This is a genomic window from Maritimibacter sp. DP1N21-5 (assembly GCF_019218295.1).
Taxonomy (GTDB): Bacteria; Pseudomonadota; Alphaproteobacteria; order Rhodobacterales; family Rhodobacteraceae; genus Maritimibacter.
In genome coordinates this window covers 1,399,612-1,416,853 of the sequence record NZ_JAHUZF010000006.1, presented here as the reverse complement: position 1 = coordinate 1,416,853, position 17,242 = coordinate 1,399,612, and the positions used below count along the sequence as shown (strand labels likewise).

Sequence of the window (17,242 nt, the reverse complement as noted above, 5' to 3'; positions counted from 1 at the left end):
AAGGCGCCTTCGGGCGCCTTTTTTCTTGGCCGTTCACTTGTCGCTAGGGACGCATCACAGGGCGCGGTAAATTAACCATGCGGAGACACACCCGCATCCAGCGCCCGGAAAGAGGCGCGTGTCATTGAGGAAACGAGTTATGGCACAGAACACCGAAAAACCCGCGCCGACCCCGGAAGAAATGGCGCGCAAGAAGGCGGCCAAGGTCATCGGCTACCACGGCTGGCTGGCCGACTGGCGCCGCGCCAATCCCGAAGCCGACGTCGAGTCGCGCAAGGCGGCGTGGAACGAGGTCAAGAACCTCAAGCTGCGCGATGCCCGCCGCACGCTGAAACGGCTCGAGAAGACCGGTTTCGTCGTGACCCCGATGCCCGGATCCATCGCCGCGGAATAAGCCCCGGACGCGCAAGATGGCCCGGCGCAACGGCCGGGCCTCTCGCCGTCAGAGCGAGGCGCGTATCGTCTCGGCGATCGGCGTCGTCGGACGCCCGATAAGCTCCGACAGGTCGCGCGACGTCGTGTCGAGCCATCCGGCCTTCGCGTGGTCGTCACTGTCCGCCAGGACACCTGCAAGCGGGGCAGGGAGGCCTGCGCCCGTCAACGCCTCTTCAAAAGCGGCACGGGGCAAGTCGGTGTAGGTTACGGGCTTACCCGCGACATCCGAGAGCGCCCCCGCATAGTCCGCGAGTGAATAGGCGTTGTCGCCGCCAAGCTCGTAGGTCCTGCCCTCGTGGCCGCTGCCGGTCAGCACCTTGGCCGCCGCCGCCGCGTAGTCCGCCCGGGCCGCCGTGGCGAAACGTCCGTCGCCCGCGGCGCCGAAATGCTGGCCAAGCTCGATATCCTGGCCCGCGGTCATGGTGATGTTCTCGGAATACCATCCGTTCCGAAGGAGCGTGTGCGCAATGCCGGAGGCCGCGAGCGCTTCTTCGGTCGCACGGTGTTCCTCGGCGAGGGCCAGCGGCGAGCGGTCGGCTGCGAGGATCGAGGTGTACGCGATGAAGCCGACGCCGGCCGCCTTGGCCGCGTCGATGACATTCTGGTGCTGCGGCAGGCGCTGACCCACCTCGGAGGACGAGATGAGGAGCAGGCGTTCGATCCCTGCGAACGCCTCAGTCAGCGCGGCGACGTCGGTATAGTCCGCGACGCGCACGTCATATCCTTCGGCGGCGAGGCGCGCGCGATCGTCTTCCTTCCGCACGAGCACGGCAGTCTCGCTTCGGGGAAGCGTGCCCTCGAGGGCGGCGAGGACGTGGGCGCCAAGCTGACCGGAGGCGCCTGTGACGAGGTGTTTCGACATGATCCATTCCTTTCGTTTTTCGTCGAGTTTCAGTCTCGAATCGGGTATAGGTCTCAATATGAGACTTTCTGCCGATGACGAAAGGAGGCAGATTTTCCTGCCCAGGTAACAAAAAGGGAACCGCATGCGCGACGTGACCGAAAACAGACGCGAGCTTTGGGAGGCAATGGGGTTCGTTCCGGAAAACTGCCCTGTGCGCATGGTTCTTGACCATGTCGCCGCGAAGTGGACCTTGCTCGTTCTGCTGGAACTTCAGGCAAAACCCATGCGCTTCAATGCCTTGGGGCGGGCGCTCCCGGATATCTCCAAACGGATGCTGACCCAGACCCTGCGCGATCTGGAGCGCAACGGGATCGTGACGCGGGAGGTTTTCGACACCAAACCCCCGAGCGTGGAATATGCACTGACCGGGATGGGGCGCTCGCTCATGGGGCCGCTCCTTGGGCTGGTCGATTGGGCCGAACAACACATGGATCCGATCCGGGACGCGCAAATGGTCTATGACGCCGCATGAACCGGACCTTCGAGATCGAGACGCGCGGGCAGGGGACCTATGAGTTCACGCGCGATATTGTGCGCTGGGTCGAGGGTGCGGGCGTGTCGGAGGGGCTCCTCACGCTCTTCATCCGCCACACATCGGCATCGCTCCTCGTGATGGAGAATGCCGATCCCGAGGTGCAGGTGGACATTCGCCACTATTTCGCGCGGCTGGTGCCGCCGACCACGGACCCGGCCATGTCCTATCTCACCCACACCTACGAAGGACCGGACGACATGCCCGCCCATATCAAGGCGGCGCTGCTGCCGGTCAGTGTGCAGATCCCGATCATCGGGGGGCGACTGGCGCTTGGAACCTGGCAGGGGCTCTTCGTCTTCGAGCATCGGGACAGGCCGCACCATCGAAAGGTGGCCGCGCATATCGGATAGGCGCATCAAAAGCGCAACATATCGGACCCTCATGATCTGGTATGGGCGCATTTCCGCTACCCCAAACCTGCACCCCGACCTATAGTGCCTGTGGATAAGTGGGCAAAGACCCACGATCAGAGGTGGACAGGCTAGAAGGAAGGGACGCTCATGCGCTGCCCGTTTTGCGGAAATATCGACACGCAGGTGAAAGACAGTCGCCCTGCGGAGGACCATGTTGCCATCCGGCGGCGCCGGTTCTGCCCGGCCTGCGGTGGTCGCTTCACGACCTATGAGCGGGTGCAGCTGCGCGATCTCGTCGTCATCAAGTCGAACGGACGCCGCGAGGATTTCGACCGCGACAAGCTCGAACGCTCGATCCGGATTTCCATGCAGAAGCGGCCTGTCGAGCCAGAACGCATCGACCAGATGATCTCGGGCATCGTGCGCCGTCTTGAGAGCATGGGCGAGACGGATATTCCCTCCAAGACCATCGGCGAGATCGTGATGGAAAGCCTCGCCCGGATCGACACTGTGGCCTACGTCCGTTTCGCGAGCGTTTACAAGAACTTCCAGGCCGCCGACGATTTCGAGAAATTCATGAGCGAGCTGCGCCCGGACCTCCCGCCCGAAGAGGCGTGATGTCCGACGAGCGTTTCATGTCTCTGGCCCTGTCGCTCGCGCGGCGGGGCCTTGGCTCTGTCTGGCCGAACCCGGCGGTGGGCTGCGTGATCGTGGTGGGCGGGCAGATCGTCGGGCGCGGCTGGACGCAGCCAGGCGGCCGGCCCCATGCCGAGGTCGTGGCTCTGGCGCAGGCGGGCGAGGCGGCGCGCGGTTCGACCGCCTATGTCACGCTGGAGCCCTGTTCCCACCATGGCCAAACCCCGCCCTGCGCCGGGGCGCTGGTCGCGGCCGGTGTGGCGCGCGTCGTCGTGGCGCTAGGGGACCCCGATCCACGGGTGAACGGGCGCGGGATCGCCATGCTCCGTGATGCGGGGATCGAGGTCGAAACGGGGATCGGCGAGGCCGAGGCCCGGGCGGATCAGGTCGGGTTCCTGTCGCGCGTCACGCGCAGCCGGCCGATGGTGACACTCAAGCTCGCCTCGTCCCTAGACGGGCGCATCGCCACGGCGACCGGGGAGAGCCAGTGGATCACGGGCCCCGAGGCGCGGCGCATGGTCCATGCGCTTCGCATGACGCATGACGCGGTGATGGTCGGGGCCGGCACCGCGCGGGCCGATGACCCGAGTCTGACCGTGCGCGACATGGGCGCGCGTCGGCAGCCCGTCCGGGTGATCCTGTCTCGTCACCTTGACCTGCAACTCGACGGCACGCTTGCGCGAACGGCGCGGGACGTGCCGCTCTGGCTCGTCCATGGTGACCGGGCCGAGGCGGTGCGGATCGCCAAGTGGCAGGAGACGGGCGCGCGGCTTTTCCCGGTGCCGGTGGTCGGCGGGCAACTGGACGCTGGCGCCGCGCTTGCCGCCCTTGGTGCGGCGGGGCTGACGCGGGTGTTTTGCGAAGGCGGCGGTGCGCTTGGCGCCTCGCTTCTGGGGGCAGGGCTGGTGGACGAATTCGTGGGCTTCACCGCCGGGATCGCGCTGGGGGCCGAGGGGCGTCCCTCGCTCGCCGCGATGGGGGTCGATGCTCTGGCCGACGCGCCGCGGCTGTCCCTTGTCGAGACTCGGGTGTTGGGCGCGGACGTGATGCACCGTTGGCGGCGCATGTGAGGATCTGGGGACTGGAGGGGCTGTCTGCCCCCCCCCGAAAGTACTTGTGAAGCGGTGAGCTACCGGCGCCAGAGAGGGCCGCGGCTGGCCATAAGTCCCTGGAGCTTCGACAGCACGCGCAGGCCGGGCTTGCCGGATCCGGTTTCGCCCGCCTCGATCCGGTCGAGCACGACTTCCGGCGGGCAGGGGGTGCCCGTGACGGGATCGAAATAGCGCGGGTAGTCGATCAGGACCGCATGGGCGAGGGACAGCAGGTCCGGGCGCGCCTTGCGGCGGTCGGGGACCTTGCCGAGATCGCGGGTGAGGCCCCAACCTGCGTAGAAGGGCGCGCCGAGGCAGGTCACGGACTTGCCGCGCAGGAGCGCCTCGAACCCGGCGAGAGAGGTCATGGTCCAGACCGCGTCGGCGCGGTCGAGAAGCTGCGCCATGTCGGCCTGTCGGGCAACGAGATCCGCCAGTCCCGACGTCGCTTCCGGCGCGATCCGCCCCTCCCGGAGGCCCGCCTCCACGTCGGGATGCGGCTTGTAGACGATCGTCGCGGTCGGGTTCGCCGTCCGGGCGGCCTTGAGAAGGTCGATGTTGCGCGAAATGCCGGCGGTGCCGAGCCGGATCGAGGCGTCATCCTCGACCTGTCCCGGAGCCAGCAGAATCGGCCCGTGGGGAAGTGCGACCTCGGCCCGGTCGAGGTTGTATTTCGTGATGCCCGCCCGGATCAGCCGCGCCACGAGCCGCTCGGCCCGGTAGCGGCAGCCGTCGGGCAGCCTGACGCTCTGCTCGATCAGGGCTTCGAGGCGCGAGGGTCGTGTGGGATCGTAGTAGATGCCAATATCGTCGAGCGCGAGGGACAGGGGCGGCACAAGCTCGGCCCCAAGGCCCCGCGAGCGGATGAACCCGTCTTCCACCTGGACCACCGGGGTAGCGAGGTGCTGCGCGACACCCCAAGTCAGATGACGGCGCCCTTCGGCTTCAGCGCGCCTGGCGGCATTTTCGCCCTCGGCAAAGACCACGCCGCGATCGGTGGCGAAAAACTGCGACACGGGCCTGCGTTTCCACAGCCGCATGTTCGAGGCGACATAGCCTTGGGCGTCTTCGCGGGCGGCACGAGCGCGGGCTTCCAGCGTTGAGATCACCGTGTCGAGGTCGCAGAGCCGGTCGCGGTAGGGGTCATACCAGATCGGGTATTCGATCATCGCGGCGGCGAAGAGCTGCGCCCGGGTGAGCTTGCGTTCGCGGCGCGGGACCGGGTTTTCGTCCTTGGTCAAGCCCCAGCCCGCATAGAAGGGCTGGCCGAAGACCCGCGGCTTGTGTCCCGCCATGATCGCTTCGAACCCCATGCCCGAGGAGACGGTATAGACCGCGACCGCCCCCTCCATGAGCGCCCAGGGGCTGAGGGCGTTGGTGCAAAGGCGGACCTTGCCCACGGCGTGTTCTGGGCCGTAGTAGCCCGGCCGGTGCCCGGCTTCGGTCTCGGGGTGGGTCTTGATGATGACCGGCAGGCCGGGGTTTTCCTCCTGCGCCATGATCAGCATCTCGGTAAAAAGCGCGGGCGTCGCGCCGGAGGCCAGCACCGCGGCGTCGCCTCGCGTCTGGTCTATGACCAGCACGTAGGGCGCTTTGGGTAGGTCGGCCCTCGGGTCGAAGGCGTTGTATTTCGAGACATGGGCCGCGCGGATCCGGTCGATCCCGTCGCGCGCCGCGCTCAGAAGCGCATGATCGTCGAGGGGCGCGGACGCGAGCATACGCTCAAGGTCCGACGGCACTTTCGGGTCGAAATGCACACCGGAGCGGTCGAGAAGGAGCCCGAGCGGCGCTTCTCCGTCTCGACCCGTGCGGACCGAGCGAAGGAAGGCGTCCTCGATCCTGAGAAGCCTGGCGCCGCGTTTCTCTGCGATGGCAAGACCGCGCTGGGACGTGGGGGAGGCGCCCCAGACCGCCACGTGATCGTCGGGACCAGGTAGGCCCAGGGACAGCTCCCAGCCCGCGAGCGTCAGCATCCGGCGCAGGCGTTTTTCACGCAGGAACCCGCCTGAGTAATAGAAAAGCCGCCGGGAGGTGGCGCTCCCGGCGGCTTTCGTGTCGTTGTCCCTGCGCACTTACGGCGTTCCGAGGACGCCCGTCGTGGCCGCCGCCGAGGCAAGGCTTTCTGCCGCGCCGAGCGTGCCGGTAAGGGCCGAGATGACCTTGGACCACTGCACGAAGGGGGCCTCGGTGACATAGACCGTATCGCCGTCGCGGATCACGAAGTCGCGGGCCATGAACATGCCGTTGGGCTCGGTCAGGTTCAGCACATAGATCATGCGCTGCTCGCCGATGAGGTCGTCGCGGGCGAGAACCGAGTTGGCGATCTCTGCCGGCTCGTTGCGGAAGATGAAGATCCCCGTCGGGTCGGCCAGCGTCGGATTGAGCCCGCCGACCTGCGCGATGGCTTCGAGCGCCGAGAGGTTCTGGGTCTGGAAATTCACGCGGGTCTGGGTGCCGGTGGCCCCGAGCGCGGTGAAGGCGCGGGTGTCGGCCTCGACCAAGATCCGGTCGCCGTTGCGCAGCGGGATGTCGAGACGCGGGTCCTCGAAGAGGTCCTGATACCAGACCTTGCCGGTGGCGCCGCCCCGAATGATGCGCACGACGGCGATCTCGGGGTTCACGGCCACGCCGCCGGCGCGCGCCAGCATGGCGCCCAGCGTGCGGGTGGGCCGTTCGATGGCATAGACGCCCTGTGCGCTGACCGCCCCGGTGATCGAGACGGTCGAGCCGTCACCCGCGACGCGGTTCACCATGACCTGCGGGTCCGGTGTCTGGGTGGCGAGGTTTTCCGTGATGATCCGGCGCACCGCGTCCGGCGTGTTGCCGGCGGCCTTGATCCGGCCCGCGTAAGGGATGAAGATGAACCCGGCACCATCGACCTGCACTTCCTGAAGGGCGGCGGGTGCGCCGGCCGAAGCGAGGATGCCCTGGTCCACGTTTTCCCAGATCGCCACGCCCAGCACGTCGCCGGGGCTGATCGTGTCCGACCCGGCGAGCCCCGCGTTGAGGAAGCTGTCCGAGAAGCCCAGAGAGGGCACCACCGCCGTCGCGCGGGTCACACGGTCGTTCACCGCCACGACGAAGGCATCGCCCTGTCTTTGCACCGACCCGGAGTAGATTTCCTGCTTGTTCGGACCGCCTCGCGGCAGGACGTTACAGCCCGCCAACGCGCCCACAAGCACGAATAGGGCCGCAATGCGGACCCATGAATTGCCCTGATTTTTCACTGCCCGGGCTCCTTTTTGGAGTTCTGCCTCAGTTCTTTTTTTGTGAATCTAGCGGTTTCGCCCGCAAAAAGAAAGCCTTGCAAGAGGGTGTGGGCGTTCAGGCGCCGGGTGTGGCTTTCAGGACTCGCGGGCAAGAGTCGAGGGCGTTATACGGGCCGCGATTTCCCGTTGCGAAAGGGGCCGACTTTGCCCACAACCCGCTTCGGGAGGAACACGCAGGCAAAGGGAACAGCCATGTCCGACCGCTCCTTCATTCGCCACGTCGTCTTTTTCTCCGCCAAGGATCCGGCCGATGTGAGCCGTATCCGTGACGGGCTCTCGATGCTGTCGCAAATCCCTGAGGCCCGCGTGTTCGAGGTGGTCGAGAACCGGCGCGTCGACGGCTTGTCGAGCGAGGTCGACGTGGTCGTCTATGCCGAGTTCGAGGATGCCGAGGCTCATGCCGCCTACAAGGCGCATCCGATCTATCAGGATTGCATCGACCTCGTGCGGCCCCTGCGCGAGCTTCGGATCGCTGCGGATTTCTGATCCATGACGGCGGCTTTCGTCCATTTCGACAGGGGCCCGTCCGGGGCGCCCTGCCGGTTCGAGGCGCCCGTGGCGCGGATCACCGCGAGGACGCCAGACGAGGTTCCTGCCGCCTTCGCAGCGCTGGAGGGGGCGCAGGCTGCGGGCCATTGGCTCGCCGGGATGACCTCTTACGAATTGGGCTATGCGCTCGACCTGAAGCTGGCCGGGCGGATGCCCGAGGCACGGCAGGTGCCGCTGATCGACTTCGGCGTGTTTGGTGCACCGCTGCCTGCCTGCGATGATCCGATCCCGTTCGGGTCGATGACGCCACCCGAGGCGCTTTGGTCGCAAGAAGACTATCAGGCGGCTTTCGACCGCGTGCATGGGTATATCGCCGCCGGGGACATCTATCAGGCGAACCTCACCTTCTCGATGCGTGCGCGGCTGATCGGCAGCGCGGAGGGGCTCTATGCCGCGCTCGCCGCCCGGCAGGTCGTGCCGCATGGTGCCATGGTCGATCTCGCGCCGGGCGAGGAACCCACGATCCTGTCGCGCTCGCCCGAGCTGTTCTTCGAGGTGAAGGACAACTTGCTCACGACCCGGCCCATGAAGGGCACCGCCGCCCGGGGTGCGACGCCGGGTGACGATGCGTCGCGTCGCAAGGAGCTTGCCGAGTCCGAGAAGAACCAGGCCGAGAACCTGATGATCGTGGACCTTCTGCGCAATGACATGAGCCGGGTGTCGATCCCCGGAACCGTCCGTGTGCCAGAGCTGTTCCGGATCGAAAGCTACGCGACGCTCCATCAGATGACCTCGCGCGTCACGTCGCAGTTGCGCCCCGGAACGACGATTTCCGAGCTCTTCGGCGCGCTCCATCCCTGTGGGTCCGTCACCGGCGCGCCCAAGATCCGGGCGATGGAGATCATCGACGATCTGGAGGCGGGGCCGCGCGGGGCCTATTGCGGTGCGATCGGCTGGATCGCGCCCGGTGGCGACATGTGTTTCAATGTCGCGATCCGCACGCTGACAGTGCATCCCGACGGCACCATCGGCCTGAATGTAGGGGGTGGTGTCGTCTATGATTCGACCGGGCCGGATGAATATACCGAAGCGCTTCTCAAGGCCGATTTCGCGCGGCTGGAGGGTGCCATTGTCCGGCCGCCGCACGACCAGCGCCGCGCAGGCTGACCTCTACTTGATCACGCGGAGCTGCTGGCGCGGCGCCGCCGTGCCCTTTTCCAGCGCGTCATAGGGGTCGTCTGCGGCGAGCATCATGTCGACGATCTGGCGCAGAAGCTGCCTCCGGCCGCGTGCGGAATAGAAGCCGCCGGGGATCTGCGAGGTTTCCAGCAGGTAATGCCGGTAATCCCGGTAGGCACGGCTGTCGGGGCGGGCCGGCTGGGCGAAGAACTCCGGCAGGGTCTGGGTCGAAACGAACTCTGGCTTGGCATAGACCGCGCGTCCAAAGACCTTGAGCGGCAGGCCCCGCCAGAGCACCTGTTGCGCGGCGGTCGAGTTTACCGTGACGGCAGAGCGGGCATGGTCAAGGAGCCGGGCGAGCTTGCCGCCCCGGATATAATGCACCCGGTCCGCGACACCCTTGTCCCGGGCGATCCGGCGGATTTGCCGACGCTGGTTCTCGCGCCCGTCCTCGAGGGGATGGGCCTTGAAGACGAGGTGATGATGGCGCGGCGCGCCTTCTGCGAAACCGCCGATGACGAGGTCGAGAAACTCGGTGATCGAGGTGAAGGGTGAATGCTGCACGAAACTTGAATCATGGGCGAGTTGCAGGAGCGCGAGGTGATAGGGATAGCCCGCGTTCTTGACCCTCATGGTGGCCAGCATACGTTCAAGCGCCTGATAGGGCATGAGCAGCAGGCGCTTAATATAAAGCGCAAATTCCTTGGTCACCGAGAGGTCGCGATGGGGCCGGAACCCGGCATAGCGCCGGTTCGCGAACATGACGAACCAGTGATAGAGCGCGCCATAGAAGATGTGGTGGCGCATGTCGCCCCAATGGGCGGGCGGTTCGGGAATGTCGAGTTCGGCATTCGCGAGCACGCGCTGCATCGCGTCGACATCCATCTCCATCAGGCGGGAATGTCCGTTGGCACCGCCACGTTCGTAGCTGACCCAATAGGGCCTGAGGTAGCCTTCTTCGAAGACATGGACTGTGATCCCCGCCGCCTCTGCGGCGCGGACCGCTTCGGCATGGATGAAGCGGGTATCGCCGTAAAGGACGAGGTCGGTCACTGCCTTGTCGGCAAGGATCTCCCGGATGCGCGCCGGCCAGTCGGATTGAGGGCCCGCGAAGGGCAGGAAGCTGGCGCGGTGACCCCAGAACACCTCGTCCCCTTTGTTGAACCCCACGCGCCAGACCGCAGCACCCGACGCACGTAGCATGCGGGCGAGGCTTCGGTAATAGGGCCCATGCGGACCTTGCAGAAAAAGGAAAACCCGGTCTGTCCCGTCGATCGCCATCATGGCCAAACTCTATCCATCCCTTGCAGCCCTGTCGCGCAATACCCGTGCCGGAAGCGCTTGAAAAGGCTGCGACTGTTCGCCCCGGCGCGACGAAACCACGCGAAGGCGGCGATTTTGTGGCCTGAGGAAACAGCGGGGGGAAACGGCACGGGAACCAGCGCGCCAGGCGGGGGCGCTTGGCAAAACGGACGGCGCGGCGTAGCCATGGGACAACATACGGAAGGAAAGCGCCATGTTCACCGGGATCATCACCGACATCGGAACCCTCGCCAAGGTCGAGAAGACGGACGACCTGCGGGCGCGCATCACCACCAGCTATGACACCGACACTATCGAACTGGGCGCCTCCATAGCCTCGGACGGCGTCTGCCTCACGGTCACGGCGCTCGGGCCGGATTGGTACGAGGTCTTCGTATCGGGCGAGACGCTGGACAAGACAAACCTCGGCGCATGGGTGCAGGGCCAGCGCGTCAATCTCGAGCGCGCGCTGAAGGTCGGGGACGAGCTTGGGGGCCATATCGTGTCAGGCCATGTGGACGGTGTCGCCGAGGTGGTCGCCGTGACGCCCGAAGGCGACAGCACGCGGGTCCGGTTCCGGGCGCCCGCGCATCTTGCTCGCTTCATCGCGCCCAAGGGGTCGGTTGCGTTGAATGGCACGTCGCTGACCGTGAACGAGGTCGAGGGCGACGAATTCGGCGTCAACCTCATCACCCATACGAAGGAGGTGACGACCTGGGCCGGAATCGCCGTCGGTGACCGGATCAACCTCGAGATCGACACGCTCGCACGCTATGTCGCGCGGCTGGCCGACTACATGGCCGAGAAGGCGGCATGAGCGGCATCGGGCATAACGGCGGTCCCGGACTTGGGGGCGGCGGGTTTAGCGCCTATGCTTGGCGGCGAGCGCGGGCCGAGCTCGTTTCCGAGACGCTCCCCCTCGAGGTGATCCGCAACCGCGTGCGCCGGGCACGCGAGCTTGGGCTCGACTACAAGAGCTATGCCTCGATCCGCGCGGCGACGGGGCGCGATGTGATCGCTTTCCTCTTCTCGTCGAATGCGCTGCGCATCGGGCCCCGGCTGGTGGCGATCCCGGGCGAGCGCGCGGCACGGCTGGACGGGTTGGAACGGGTGATGCGGCTCGCCGCCGTGCACCGGCCGCTCGGGCCCGAGGCCGTACTGCACGCCAACCCGGCGCTCATCGACGCGGCCCACGCGGCGCCGACGCTGGCGCAGGGCTGGACCGAAACCCGGGCTGCCCTCAACGTGATGACCGCCGACGGCAGGTTGCCGCCCGACGGGGTCGTCGTGATCGGGGACACGATGCTCGAAGCTGAGTGGGCGGTGGCCGGGCGCATGGCGGGCTATCTCCCGGCCGCGCGCTACTTCCAAACGGTTTGATTTATTCGCGACTGTGCATATGATTGCCCCGATCAACGGGAGGATCTCATGCCAATACTTCGCCCCACGCGCCGTGACATGCTGCGCTATGCCGCCGCGATGCCGGCCTTCGCGCTCACGGCCCACATGCCGCATGCGCTGCGTGCAGAGCTTGGCCCGCCCGCAGAGGCCAACCCCGCGCATTTCCGTTTCGCGCTGGGCGACACGAATGTGACCATCGTGTCGGACGGCTGGTTCCCGCAACCGCTGAGCTCGCTCGGGATGAATGCCGACGAGGCCCAGAAGCTCGCATTCCTCGAAGCTCATTACCTCTCCACGGAAGAGATCGTCGGGCACACGAATCACGTCGTGATCGACACGGGCAGCGCGCGGGTTCTGGTCGACGTCGGGTCTGGAAGCCGATTCTTCGACACCGCCGGACGGCTCCTCAGTAATCTTGAGACCGCCGGGATCGACCCCGCGTCCATCACCCATGTCGTGTTGACCCATGCCCATCCGGATCACATCTGGGGCATCCGCGACGATTTCGACGAGGCGATCATACCAGACGCAGAATACATCATGGGCGAGGCGGAACACGGCTATTGGACCGAGGAGGGGCTGGTCGACCGGGTCGCCCCTGAGGCGCAGCAGTTCGTGGTCGGCGCGGTCAACTCGATAAACGCCGAGGGGGTCGAATGGACCCTGGGCGGCGACGGGCACGAAGTCGTGCCGGGGGTGAAGCTCATTGCGACCCACGGGCACACGCCCGGGCACATGTCCGTCATGGTGACGAGCGGGGACAAGGGCCTGCTGGTCCTGGGCGATGCCGTGACCCATGCCTACGGGCATTTCGCCCATCCCGACTGGTATGGGTCGATGGACTCCGACCCCGAGGCGACCGTCGCCACGCGCAAGCGGCTTCTCGACATGGCGGCGACGGACCGGGTGCCGGTGGTGGGCTACCACTTCCCGTTCCCCGGTGTGGGCCATGTGATGCGCGATACAGAAGGCGCGGGGGATGCATTTGCCTTCGTGCCGGCGCTCTGGCGGTTCTGATTTCGACGTTCGCAGTCGCGAAAGCCGATCCGCTGGGAGGGCATCGCCATTGTCGCTCGGACCAATGGCGCAACAATGGCGATCCTCCAAGACCCTCCCGAAGTATTTGTGAAGCAGTCAAGGGGATCGGCGCGGTGCTCCGTGTCACGTCCCTCTGGCCATGACGCCGCGCAGGGTCTATGTCCGGGCCAAACGGGGGCCAAACGGCATCGAGGACATGATGAGCGACACACTCTACAACAAGCCCGGCACGGTGGAACGCAGCCATTCCGATGTGATCTCGAAGATCGAGGACATCATCGAGGACGCGCGCAACGGGCGGATGTTCATTCTCGTCGATCACGAAGACCGCGAGAACGAGGGCGATCTGGTGATTCCGGCGCAGATGGCGACGCCCGAGGCGATCAACTTCATGGCGACCCATGGGCGCGGGCTCATTTGCCTGTCGATGACGAGTGCCCGGGTCGATGCGCTGGGCCTGTCGCTCATGGCGTCGCAGAACTCGTCCCGCCACGAGACGGCCTTCACGATTTCCATCGAGGCGCGTGAAGGCGTAACCACGGGCATCTCGGCCCATGACCGGGCGCGCACGGTGTCTGTCGCCATCGACCCGACGCGCGGGCCCGCCGACATCGCGACCCCCGGCCACGTGTTCCCGCTTCGCGCCAAGGACGGCGGCGTGCTGGTGCGCGCGGGTCATACCGAGGCGGCGGTCGATATCTCGCGCCTCGCCGGGCTCAACCCCTCGGGCGTGATCTGCGAGATCATGAACGAGGACGGGACCATGGCCCGGCTTCCCGACCTGATCGCCTTTGCCCAGAAACACGGGCTCAAGATCGGGACGATTTCCGACCTCATCGCCTATCGTCACCGCCACGACCATCTCGTGAACGAGGTGGCGGTGAAGAGCGTGACCTCGGCCTATGGCGGCGAGTGGCTGCTCAGGGTTTTCCAGGACGAGACGCAGGGCGCGGAGCACATCGTCCTGACCAAGGGCGATCTGACGACGGATGAGCCGGTGCTCGTCCGGATGCATGCGCTGAACCCGCTGGAAGATGCGCTGGGGCTCGGTCCGAACCCGCATGATGAACTGTCCCGCGCGATGGAGATCATCGCCGAGCAGGGGCGCGGCGTGATCGTCGTTCTGCGCGATCCCTCCATGAAGCTCGCGACAGGCGGGCAGGTGGCGCCGACGGTTCTGCGCCAGTATGGACTGGGAGCACAGATTCTTTCGGCCCTGGGTATTCACCGTATGGTGCTTCTGACTGACAGCCCGCAGCCCCGGGTGGTCGGGCTCGACGCCTACGACCTGTCCATCGAGGGCACGCATCCGATCCGGGGGGACAAGTGATGGCCGGCTCCGAGACCCATTACACGCTGGAGCGTCCGAGTTTCGACAAGGCGCCGAAGATCCTGATCGTGGTCGCGCCCTACTACAAGGACATCGCCGACAACCTCGTGTCCGGCGCCAAGGCGGAGATCGAAGCCTGCGGCGGCAGCTGGGAGCTGATCGAAGTGCCAGGCGCGCTCGAAGTGCCCACGGCCATCGGCATTGCGGAAAGACTGGCCGAGTTCGATGGCTATGTCGCGCTGGGATGCGTGATCCGGGGTGAGACGACGCATTACGACACGGTCTGCAACGACTCGTCGCGCGGGATCATGGAGCTGGGCCTCAAGGGCCTGTGCATCGGCAACGGCATCCTGACGGTCGAAACCCGCAATCAGGCCGAGGTGCGCGCCGACCCCGACGCGATGAACAAGGGCGGCGGTGCAGCAGCGGCGGCACTCCACCTGATCGCCCTGTCGCGCAAATGGTCGGCGTCGGAAAAGCCTGTTGGCTTCCGTCCTCTGGGCGGCTAGAAGCGCGCTTCAATCGAACTGAAGACGCTCATGACCCTCTCGAACCTCTCGAACAACCAGAAACGCAAACGCAAAAGCGCGACCCGGCTTTTCGCCGTGCAGGCGCTGTTTCAAATGGAGGCCTCGGGCCAATCCGTCGACCGCGTCGCGCAGGAGTTCGAGGATCATCGCTTCGGCGCGGTCTATGAAGAGGGTGAGTATGAAGAGGGCGATCGCGACTTCTTTCGAGCGCTCCTGAACACGGTCTGGGATCATCAGGCGCGGATCGACCAATTGACTGATCGGGCGCTGGTCGCGAAATGGCCCTTGGGGCGTATCGACCCGACACTCCGTGCGCTCTTTCGCGCCGCGGGGGGCGAGCTTGTTCAGAAGGACACGCCGCCCAAGGTGGTGATCAACGAATTCGTGGATGTCGCGCGCGCCTTCTTTCCCGAAGGGGACGAGCCGAAGTTCACCAATGCGGTGCTCGATCACATGGCGCGAGAGGCGCAGCCGGAGGCATTCTGAGGTGCAGCCCGAGGCTGTCTGAGGCCGCGCTGCGACCCGCTGCCGCTTTGACGTATGCCACTTGCATGATATGATGACCGGGTAGGAGGTGCCTCATGCCCGAACTCGTCAAGCTCTATATCCGTCACGTCATCATCGGCTTCGCGCTCGCGGGCGTTTTCGTGGGTGCGCTTCTGTGGATGAACGTGGCGAACCTCTGGCATCTGGTCTCGACCTCGAATATCGGCTGGATCGCCGTGGCCATGCTCTTCTTCGGTCACGGGATCGTCTTTGCAGGCGTGCAGTTCGCCATCACCATCATGCGGATGGGCGAGGACGAGGGACCGACCCGCGGCAAGCCTGCGCCCGTGGCGACGAACATTCCCGTCCGGGTCGAGGCGACGGCGCACAAGCGCCCCTGAGCGTCAGTACATCTTCAGAATCTCGTCGAGCGGTTTCTTGATCTTGGCGACGGCTGGCACCGTGGCCTCCTGTGCCGGATGCCCGACGGCGAGGATCATCACCGGCTTTTCGCTCTCCGGGCGCCCGAGCGCGGTATTGAGAAACCGCATCGGGTTGGGCGTATGCGTCAGGCAGCACAGGCCCGCCGTATGCAGGGCCGCGATGAGAAAGCCCGTCGCAATTCCGACGCTTTCGGGCACGTAGTAGTTCTTGAACCTTGTGCCATCGTCGAAGGTGCCCCAGCGCTGGGCAAAGATCACGATGAGCCAGGGCGCAATGGTCAGATGGGGCTTCGAGGCGTCGGTGCCTATGGGTTCCAGCGCACGCAGCCATTCGTCGCCGCCGCCGCCGGCATAGAACCGCACCTCTTCCTTTTCCGCTTCGGCGCGGATGCGCGCCTTGATCGCGGGATGCTCGACGGCGGCGAAGAACCAGGGCTGGTGATTTGCACCCGAGGGCGCGCGCCCCGCGGTGGCCACGGCCGTTTCGATCACCGCGCGCGGCACCGGACGGTCCGTGAACTCGCGCACGGAATGGCGCCGTGACATGAGGTCGAACCAGGCCTGCGCTCGGGCAAGGGCCTCGTCATCCGACAGATCCATACGGTCGGGCAGGGGCAGAGGATCGTGCGGGAGATGGTTTCTTGAAAACATGGCCGTCCTTCCCGTGATCAGGTCCCATCAAGGACCGATCACGCGGAGGCTAGTAGGTGGCGGGACCGCACGCAACCGTCTGGGAAGCGCATTCCCGAGGACCTGTATATACAGGTGGGCGCCGGGTAACTCGGCCACGGCCGCGACAGAGCCAGCTCCCTCGGATTTGCTTAAGGCCACCGGAATGTTCCCGTGTGACGAGTAGGGCAGACCGCCAAGCCCCGAGATAGGCGGGGCGGGGCAGGCTTGCAAGGGGCCTGCGCTCTGGACTTTTGTTCACCTAATGTTCATTCTGACGCCATGACCCACGCCGACATTCCCTTCGACACCGATCTGCCGCCTGTCACCCCGCAGCCCGGCCAGCTTCTGGCGCGGGGCGTCGCGCGCCATCTCGCGCAGCTCGATTTCGCCTGTGTCGAAGAATTCGTGCCCGCGCGCGGGTTGCGCACCGATGTCTATGCCGTTGGCTCGAAAGGGGAAATCTGGGTGGTCGAGTGCAAGTCCTGCCGCGCTGACTTCATGGCCGATCACAAGTGGCAGGGCTATCTCGAATACTGCGACCGGTTCTTCTGGGCCGTAGACCGCGATTTCCCGGTTGATCTGCTGCCCGACGGAACCGGGCTCATCATTGCCGATGCCTATGACGCGGCAATCCTGACCATGGGACCCGAGACGAAACTTGCCCCTGCGCGGCGCAAGAAACTGACGCTTGCCTTCGCGCGCTGTGCTGCGCGGAGGCTTCAGGGGCACCGTGACCCCGGAATCAGCGCTTTTTCGGACCCTTCGGCTTCTTAGAGGCCATCTGCTGGGCTTGCATAGCGGCGGCTTTGATCTCTTCCGCGATTTCGATGGCCTCTTCAGGGTCGAAATCCATCGGCAGGTCGATCCCGTCGCCTTCGATATAGATACGGACCATGCCAAGCGTGGTTGGCCCGATCTGCAGGTTCGCGCTGAGGTCGCTTTCGGAATTGATACCCATGCTCGGCTCCTTCGAAATGAGGCAAAGCGTTACGCCGCCCTCCCGGATTTTTCAAGCCCGCCCTCTTGCATTGCGAGGATCACGGAGGTAAATGACGCGGCGTGCCGCCTTAGCTCAGTTGGTTAGAGCGCCTGATTGTGGATCAGGAGGTCCCCCGTTCGAGCCGGGGAGGTGGTACCACTCCCAAGACT

General features: G+C 65.6%; 21 protein-coding genes and 1 tRNA gene. 16 read left to right on the top strand and 6 right to left on the bottom strand.

Annotated elements, in window-relative coordinates:
• Positions 1-139 precede the first annotated feature (139 nt).
• The gene (locus KJP29_RS14650) at positions 140-394 is read left to right on the top strand and encodes a hypothetical protein (RefSeq protein WP_218464272.1); all 255 of its coding nucleotides are present in this window, start codon (positions 140-142) and stop codon (positions 392-394) included.
• Positions 395-442: 48 nt separating this feature from the next.
• On the opposite strand, the gene KJP29_RS14645 is transcribed toward KJP29_RS14650, so the two are convergent.
• Positions 443-1,297, bottom strand: coding sequence for an SDR family oxidoreductase (locus KJP29_RS14645; RefSeq protein WP_218464271.1), 855 nt, complete (start codon positions 1,295-1,297; stop codon positions 443-445).
• Positions 1,298-1,421: 124 nt separating this feature from the next.
• On the opposite strand from KJP29_RS14645, the gene KJP29_RS14640 reads away from it, so the two are divergent.
• The 4 genes from KJP29_RS14640 to ribD all read left to right on the top strand — a co-directional run bounded on the left by KJP29_RS14640 (position 1,422) and on the right by ribD (position 3,933).
• Entirely contained in the window at positions 1,422-1,811 is a 390-nt protein-coding gene (locus tag KJP29_RS14640) for a helix-turn-helix domain-containing protein (protein WP_218464270.1), read from the top strand.
• Positions 1,808-2,224, top strand: a complete 417-nt coding sequence (locus KJP29_RS14635) for a secondary thiamine-phosphate synthase enzyme YjbQ (RefSeq protein WP_218464269.1) — start codon at positions 1,808-1,810, stop codon at positions 2,222-2,224. Before KJP29_RS14640 ends, KJP29_RS14635 begins: the two co-directional genes overlap by 4 nt.
• A gap of 150 nt (positions 2,225-2,374) precedes the next feature.
• Positions 2,375-2,845 carry a transcriptional regulator NrdR gene (gene nrdR, locus KJP29_RS14630; protein WP_218464268.1) on the top strand — a complete coding sequence of 157 codons (471 nt, stop codon included), beginning with the start codon at positions 2,375-2,377 and terminating at the stop codon, positions 2,843-2,845.
• Positions 2,845-3,933, top strand: coding sequence for a bifunctional diaminohydroxyphosphoribosylaminopyrimidine deaminase/5-amino-6-(5-phosphoribosylamino)uracil reductase RibD (gene ribD / locus KJP29_RS14625; protein WP_218464267.1), 1,089 nt, complete (start codon positions 2,845-2,847; stop codon positions 3,931-3,933). The genes nrdR and ribD overlap by 1 nt, the downstream gene beginning before the upstream one ends.
• Positions 3,934-3,992: 59 nt before the next feature.
• Here the strand turns inward: ribD and KJP29_RS14620 are convergent, their stop codons facing one another.
• Together KJP29_RS14620 and KJP29_RS14615 are read right to left on the bottom strand one after the other, a co-directional pair.
• On the bottom strand, positions 3,993-6,026 hold the full coding sequence (locus tag KJP29_RS14620) for a capsular polysaccharide biosynthesis protein (protein WP_370630878.1): 2,034 nt from the start codon (positions 6,024-6,026) through the stop codon (positions 3,993-3,995).
• Positions 6,027-7,181 (bottom strand): polysaccharide biosynthesis/export family protein, encoded by a 1,155-nt coding sequence (locus KJP29_RS14615; RefSeq protein ID WP_218464266.1) that lies wholly within the window; start codon positions 7,179-7,181, stop codon positions 6,027-6,029.
• 234 nt (positions 7,182-7,415) lie between these two features.
• Between KJP29_RS14615 and KJP29_RS14610 the strand changes: the two genes are divergently transcribed.
• Together KJP29_RS14610 and KJP29_RS14605 are read left to right on the top strand one after the other, a co-directional pair.
• On the top strand, positions 7,416-7,709 hold the full coding sequence (locus tag KJP29_RS14610; RefSeq protein ID WP_218464265.1) for a Dabb family protein: 294 nt from the start codon (positions 7,416-7,418) through the stop codon (positions 7,707-7,709).
• A gap of 3 nt (positions 7,710-7,712) precedes the next feature.
• Positions 7,713-8,879 (top strand): aminodeoxychorismate synthase component I, encoded by a 1,167-nt coding sequence (locus tag KJP29_RS14605; protein ID WP_218464264.1) that lies wholly within the window; start codon positions 7,713-7,715, stop codon positions 8,877-8,879.
• Between the two features lie 3 nt (positions 8,880-8,882).
• On the opposite strand, the gene KJP29_RS14600 is transcribed toward KJP29_RS14605, so the two are convergent.
• Positions 8,883-10,175 (bottom strand): capsule biosynthesis protein, encoded by a 1,293-nt coding sequence (locus KJP29_RS14600; protein ID WP_218464263.1) that lies wholly within the window; start codon positions 10,173-10,175, stop codon positions 8,883-8,885.
• Positions 10,176-10,407: 232 nt separating this feature from the next.
• Here KJP29_RS14600 and KJP29_RS14595 point away from each other — a divergent pair, with 232 nt between their 5' ends.
• The 7 genes from KJP29_RS14595 to KJP29_RS14565 all read left to right on the top strand — a co-directional run bounded on the left by KJP29_RS14595 (position 10,408) and on the right by KJP29_RS14565 (position 15,379).
• Positions 10,408-11,010 (top strand): riboflavin synthase, encoded by a 603-nt coding sequence (locus KJP29_RS14595; protein WP_218464262.1) that lies wholly within the window; start codon positions 10,408-10,410, stop codon positions 11,008-11,010.
• Positions 11,007-11,573: a hypothetical protein gene (locus KJP29_RS14590; protein ID WP_218464261.1), complete on the top strand. Its 567-nt coding sequence runs from the start codon at positions 11,007-11,009 to the stop codon at positions 11,571-11,573. Before KJP29_RS14595 ends, KJP29_RS14590 begins: the two co-directional genes overlap by 4 nt.
• 48 nt (positions 11,574-11,621) lie before the next feature.
• Entirely contained in the window at positions 11,622-12,611 is a 990-nt protein-coding gene (locus KJP29_RS14585; RefSeq protein ID WP_218464260.1) for an MBL fold metallo-hydrolase, read from the top strand.
• Between the two features lie 220 nt (positions 12,612-12,831).
• Positions 12,832-13,962 (top strand): 3,4-dihydroxy-2-butanone-4-phosphate synthase, encoded by a 1,131-nt coding sequence (ribB, locus tag KJP29_RS14580; RefSeq protein ID WP_218464259.1) that lies wholly within the window; start codon positions 12,832-12,834, stop codon positions 13,960-13,962.
• A complete protein-coding gene (locus KJP29_RS14575) occupies positions 13,962-14,471 on the top strand; it encodes a 6,7-dimethyl-8-ribityllumazine synthase (RefSeq protein ID WP_218464258.1) in 510 nt (169 codons plus the stop codon). The genes ribB and KJP29_RS14575 overlap by 1 nt, the downstream gene beginning before the upstream one ends.
• A 30-nt stretch (positions 14,472-14,501) precedes the next feature.
• Positions 14,502-14,978, top strand: a complete 477-nt coding sequence (gene nusB, locus KJP29_RS14570) for a transcription antitermination factor NusB (RefSeq protein WP_218464257.1) — start codon at positions 14,502-14,504, stop codon at positions 14,976-14,978.
• 95 nt (positions 14,979-15,073) lie between these two features.
• A complete protein-coding gene (locus KJP29_RS14565; RefSeq protein ID WP_218464256.1) occupies positions 15,074-15,379 on the top strand; it encodes a hypothetical protein in 306 nt (101 codons plus the stop codon).
• Between the two features lie 3 nt (positions 15,380-15,382).
• Here the strand turns inward: KJP29_RS14565 and KJP29_RS14560 are convergent, their stop codons facing one another.
• Positions 15,383-16,072: a nitroreductase family protein gene (locus KJP29_RS14560; RefSeq protein WP_218464255.1), complete on the bottom strand. Its 690-nt coding sequence runs from the start codon at positions 16,070-16,072 to the stop codon at positions 15,383-15,385.
• Positions 16,073-16,372: 300 nt separating this feature from the next.
• On the opposite strand from KJP29_RS14560, the gene KJP29_RS14555 reads away from it, so the two are divergent.
• Positions 16,373-16,867, top strand: coding sequence for an MmcB family DNA repair protein (locus KJP29_RS14555; protein WP_218464254.1), 495 nt, complete (start codon positions 16,373-16,375; stop codon positions 16,865-16,867).
• Here the strand turns inward: KJP29_RS14555 and KJP29_RS14550 are convergent.
• Complete coding sequence (locus KJP29_RS14550; RefSeq protein WP_218464253.1) at positions 16,836-17,051, bottom strand: DUF6324 family protein; 216 nt, start codon at positions 17,049-17,051, stop codon at positions 16,836-16,838. The genes KJP29_RS14555 and KJP29_RS14550 overlap by 32 nt on opposite strands.
• Before the next feature lie 103 nt (positions 17,052-17,154).
• Here KJP29_RS14550 and KJP29_RS14545 point away from each other — a divergent pair.
• A tRNA-His gene (locus KJP29_RS14545) sits at positions 17,155-17,231 on the top strand.
• Positions 17,232-17,242: the final 11 nt, after the last annotated feature.